Annotated in this window: 4 protein-coding genes; 1 reads left to right on the top strand and 3 read right to left on the bottom strand. The window is 62.7% G+C overall.

The window, feature by feature from the left end; all coding sequences use genetic code 11:
• Positions 1–109: 109 nt before the first annotated feature.
• Positions 110–1,309, bottom strand: a complete 1,200-nt coding sequence (locus ACRDU5_RS19360; RefSeq protein WP_526616396.1) for a cytochrome P450 — start codon at positions 1,307–1,309, stop codon at positions 110–112.
• Between the two features lie 177 nt (positions 1,310–1,486).
• On the opposite strand from ACRDU5_RS19360, the gene ACRDU5_RS19365 reads away from it, so the two are divergent.
• Positions 1,487–2,341 carry an SDR family oxidoreductase gene (locus ACRDU5_RS19365; protein ID WP_526616397.1) on the top strand — a complete coding sequence of 285 codons (855 nt, stop codon included), beginning with the start codon at positions 1,487–1,489 and terminating at the stop codon, positions 2,339–2,341.
• Between the two features lies 1 nt (position 2,342).
• On the opposite strand, the gene ACRDU5_RS19370 is transcribed toward ACRDU5_RS19365, so the two are convergent.
• Entirely contained in the window at positions 2,343–3,419 is a 1,077-nt protein-coding gene (locus ACRDU5_RS19370) for an NAD(P)H-dependent amine dehydrogenase family protein (RefSeq protein ID WP_526616399.1), read from the bottom strand.
• A 15-nt stretch (positions 3,420–3,434) separates the two neighbouring features.
• On the bottom strand, positions 3,435–4,409 hold the full coding sequence (locus ACRDU5_RS19375; protein ID WP_526616400.1) for an LLM class flavin-dependent oxidoreductase: 975 nt from the start codon (positions 4,407–4,409) through the stop codon (positions 3,435–3,437).
• Positions 4,410–4,563: the final 154 nt, after the last annotated feature.

A 4,563-nucleotide genomic window follows, 5' to 3' on the forward strand; every position in this document is an offset into this window, starting at 1 on the left:
TTGGATACCCGAAAACATCATCCGAGAAGAGGGCACGCGCGCCGCACTCATACTCGCTCGTGACACCGTCGTCCGCGGTGTCACCGACCGCGGCCGTTGACTCTGACCCTCAGCCGAGGGTGACCGGAAGCGTCGCCCACCCTCGCACGCTCGCGGTATGGGCCTTGGCCGCATGGTCATAATCGACTGCCCAGTCAGGCCAGCGTTTCAGCACTTCCTCGAGCGCGACCCGGCCTTCCATGCGCGCCAGCGCAGACCCGAGGCAGAAGTGCAGCCCCTGCCCAAAGCTCAGATGTGGCCCGCTCCGGTGAATGTCGAACCGGTCGGGGTCCTGGTAATGGCGTTCGTCGCGATTGGCGGACCCGTTCAGTAACAACATGATCGAACCCTCGGGCACGGTCTGGCCATGACATTCAGCGTCACGGGCGACATATCGCGCCTGGACCGGCGACGGCGCGTCGTAGCGCAACACTTCCTCAATGGCCCGGGGGATCATCGTGAAATCGTCGGCGAGCTGCCTGCGTTGATCGGAATGATCCGACAACAGCTGACCGATGAAGCCGATCAACCGAGCAGTCGTCTCGTTGCCTGCCCCGGCGATCATGCTGGTGTAGTTCAGCACCTCGGTGCGGCTTAACTGCCTTCGCGTACCGTCCCGTTCCTCCACTTCCGCGTTGAGTAGCTGCGTCATCAGATCATCGGACGGATGCTTAGCCCGCCAGTCGATGTAGTCGACGAAAAGCAGGTACTGCTGCTCGAACGTATTCCTGTCGAGCTCGTTCGGCTTACCATCCTTCAGGCTCACAAAATCGTCGGTCTGCTGCCTGATCGCTTGCTGTCCGCCCTCCGGTATCCCCAGCAGGTAGCCGATCGTCCGCATCGGCATCAACGCACCGAGATCGGCCACGAAATCGAAACCTTCCGAACCGACGAGCGGATCAAGCAAGCCGGCACAGAACTGCCGAACAAGTGGCTCGATCGCTTCCATACGCCTTGGGGTGAAAACGCGCGACAACATATGGCGGTGCAAATCGTGAAGAGGTGGATCCTCGAACAGGATCACCCCGGGCGGGACCTCCAAGCCTGACAAAATGACGTCCAGCGTTGTTCCTCGACCCGAGCGGTACGTTTCCCAGTTCGTGAGCTCCCGCGCAACGTCAACGTGGCGGCTCAACGCAAAGAAGCGGTACTTCTCGTTGTAATACAGCGGGGCCTCATCGCGAAGCCGCTTCCAGGCGGGGTACGGATCATCGTCGATTTCGAAGTCGAACGGGTCGTAGTACACGTCGATCGCGTTGGCACCGGCCACCATCAACTCCTCGTGAAGACGACAAGCACAAAGTGTGACCTAATATTTGTCTCCCTCACCGTACGTTCGCCTTTCGTCGTGCGTCAACACCTGTCACCTGGGCTCTTGATACCAAATATATGTTCCACGTAGAGTGCTACGCTATTCGCGCCATAGGACGGTGCAGAAGGGAAAGCGATGAGTCTGATTGATCAGTTCCGGTACGACGGCAAGCGGGTGCTGGTGGTAGGTGGCGCCACCGGTATGGGCGCCGCGGCAGCGAAGGCGACCGCCGAACTCGGCGCAGAAGTCATTGTGATGGACCGCGCCCCCGTCGACTATCCGGTGACCCAGGCGATCACCACCGATCTGTCGGATCCGGCGTCGATCGACGCCGCGATCGAGCAGATCGAGGGACCCGTCAACGCGATCTTCTCCGCCGCCGGCATCGCCGATGGCCCGGCCGGTGGCCAAGTCATGATGCGAATCAACTTCATCGGCCACCGCCATCTCATCGAGCGATTGATCGATGAAGGCCGGCTCCCCCGTGGTTCGGCGATTTGCTTCATCTCATCACTCGCCGGCATCGGGTGGGAGAACGATTTGGAGCGCGTTCAGGACTTCTTGGCGACACCGGACTTTCAGTCTGCCGACGAGTGGATTGGGGCCCACCTCGACGAGGGGTTCATCCACTACGGCTTCAGCAAGCAGGCAATCAATGTCTATGTGGCGCAACAGTCCTACCCCTTCATGGCCAAGGGCGTGCGCATCAATGCCATCTGCCCAGGCCCTACCGACACCCCGCTGGGCCGAGCCAACGCCGACCTGTGGCTGGCCTTCGGGCAGGATTACCGGGAAGCCACCGGCACCGAGTTACTCACGCCCGAACAAATGGCCAACGCGATGGTGTTCCTCAACAGCGAAGCCGCCAATGCCGTTAGCGGTGTGAATCTGCTCGTGGACGTCGGTCACGCCATGTCATCGATGACCGGCTCGTTCGCGCCGGGCAAGCCGATCATCGACTTGATCATGGGGAAGGTACCGCTCGGCTAGTTCACTCGAACGGGTTGCGGGGCAGCGTGATCGGCAGGTCGAGCGAGCTCAACAGGCCCGGCGGAGCGTCGACGACGTAAGGAATGGCGTTGACGACGCGCATGGCGGTGCCGGTCATCGCGCCGTGGCCCGCGCCGTGGCCTTCGGCCTCGCCCATGGTCATCGCACAATGGATATCGGGATCACCCTCGATGTCGACGCGGTAGGTCGCATCGCATTCCGAAGTCGGCCAGTCGGGTGCCACGTCCCGTGCCATCCGGATGACGTGCTCGAGAACAATCGCCTCGTGGCCACCGACGACACCGGCGGCGCGCGTGCACACCGCTCCGCATGTGCCTGCCTTGATCGTCCCGAATGCGACGTCGATGTCGCGATCCGTCAACTGGCGGTCGAGGGACCCACGCACCTCCTCGACCTCGACACCCAGTCCCGCCGCGATCAAGTGAATCGGGGCCTTCCAGGCCATCTCGATGAACCCGGGTGTCTTCAGCATGGGTTCGAAGTCGAGCGGACGACCGAATCCCATCCCCTCCTCCATCACGCTGGCGACCGGATAGTGATCGTTGAGCGCGACTTCGGTGACTGTCACCGTCCGGATCGTCTTCGACTGCGTCGACATCAACAACGCCAGCTGATCCGACGCGAACCCGGGAAAGATCCCAGATGCATAGAACGAGGCATTCCCCGACTTCGCGGCCGCCTCGAGCTGGTCCCGCCAGTCCGGCGCGAAGTAGGCGGGCGGGTAGACCAGACTCGTGGACGTGGTCGATACCACGTTGATTCCGGCCTCGAGCAGCCGCAGATAATCGGGCACCGCGCCGGCCTCACGTTCCGGGCCGCTCGCGGCGTACACCACGCAATCCGGTTGCAGCGCGATGAGGGCGTCGGCGTCGTGGGTGGCGGCCAAACCGATGGGAGGGCCGCCGGCGAGCTCGCCGGCATCTCGGCCGACCTTGTCCGGCGAATGCACCCACACGCCAACGAGTTCGAACTCTGGGCGACGCCGGACGGCATCGACGGCTATCGAGCCGACTCCGCCAGTTGACCAGACGACAACGCGAACCGGATTGGACGTCACAAACTCTCCCCTGACTTAATCACGAGCTCTTTCCACCGCAACGACGGCGTTCTCGAGGTAGTGCCACGCCAGCTCGGGCGGTATGCCGCCACACAGCGGAGCCAGAAGCAACTGTTGTCCGCTGCGTACATGAGCCGCCGCCTCCTCGATGCTCCAGATGCGGTACGGACCGTCCGCGGCACGCAAGGCCGACACGCTGTCGGCGCGGGTAATGCTGGCCACCGTGTCGTCACCATGCCGGTAGGACGCCGCCATCTTCGCATCGTGAATCAGATAAGACCCCAGTTCCTCCCAGGCGCGGTCTTCGTCGTTGGCGACGAAGACGGCGGTCGGCGCGCCGTCAACCGGAAACTGTGTCACGCCGGGTTGGTGCCCGTGCTCACGGCATTGGGCCTCATACAACTCCTTGAGTTCGGGCGAATTGACTTGCGAGACAAAGCCGAGACCGTACTTGGCTGCCCGCTTGACAGCCGCAGCGCTGCCCCCCGCGATCATGATGTAGGGGCCCGACGCCGTTGTGCACGCAGGCGTCACGTGGATGCGTCGGCCGTCGTGGTCTACCGTTTCGCCCTTCAGCAGCTGCAGCAGCACGGCCAGTTTCTCGTCCGCCAGCCGCCCGCGCTTACGCAAATCAACGCCGAAGTGCTCATACTCCTCGGCGCGGTGGCCGACGCCGAATGCGTATGCAACGCGGCCCTTGCTGACGATGTCGAGCACACACATCTCCTCGGCCAGCCGGACAGGATCCCAGAAGGGCAGCACGACTGCGGCCAAGAGGATGGGCATCACTTCGGTTCGGGCGGCGATCGCCGAAGCCAGCAGGAGCGGCGAGGGCAGGTGCCCGTCGTCGGCACCATGGTGCTCCGAGAGCACTGCCGCGATCGCCCCACGGGTTTCGGCCCACGCGCACATCTCGATGGCCGCGGCGTATAGCTCGGTAGTCGGCGCACCGTCGTCAGGAGCCCGCATATCGAAACGGAGAGTGAACATCAACGCCACTTTGGCAACGACGCGGTCATGACCTAGGCGACTTTAACCTAACTTTTGTTCAATGCCAACCGTCCTTGACCAGCTACAGGCACGATTGCTACGTTGTGAGAGCAAAAGTTAGGTCGCATCCGAAGGCGAGCGCGAGTGAGGATCG

The sequence above is a fragment of the Mycobacterium sp. genome, from assembly GCF_050701515.1.
GTDB lineage: Bacteria > Actinomycetota > Actinomycetes > Mycobacteriales > Mycobacteriaceae > Mycobacterium.

Coding starts and splice junctions, on each gene's coding strand:
- ACRDU5_RS19365 (WP_526616397.1), top strand. CDS start 1,487: ATGAGTCTGATTGATCAGTTCCGGTACGACGGCAAGCGGGTGCTGGTG.
- ACRDU5_RS19375 (WP_526616400.1), bottom strand. CDS start 4,409: ATGTTCACTCTCCGTTTCGATATGCGGGCTCCTGACGACGGTGCGCCG.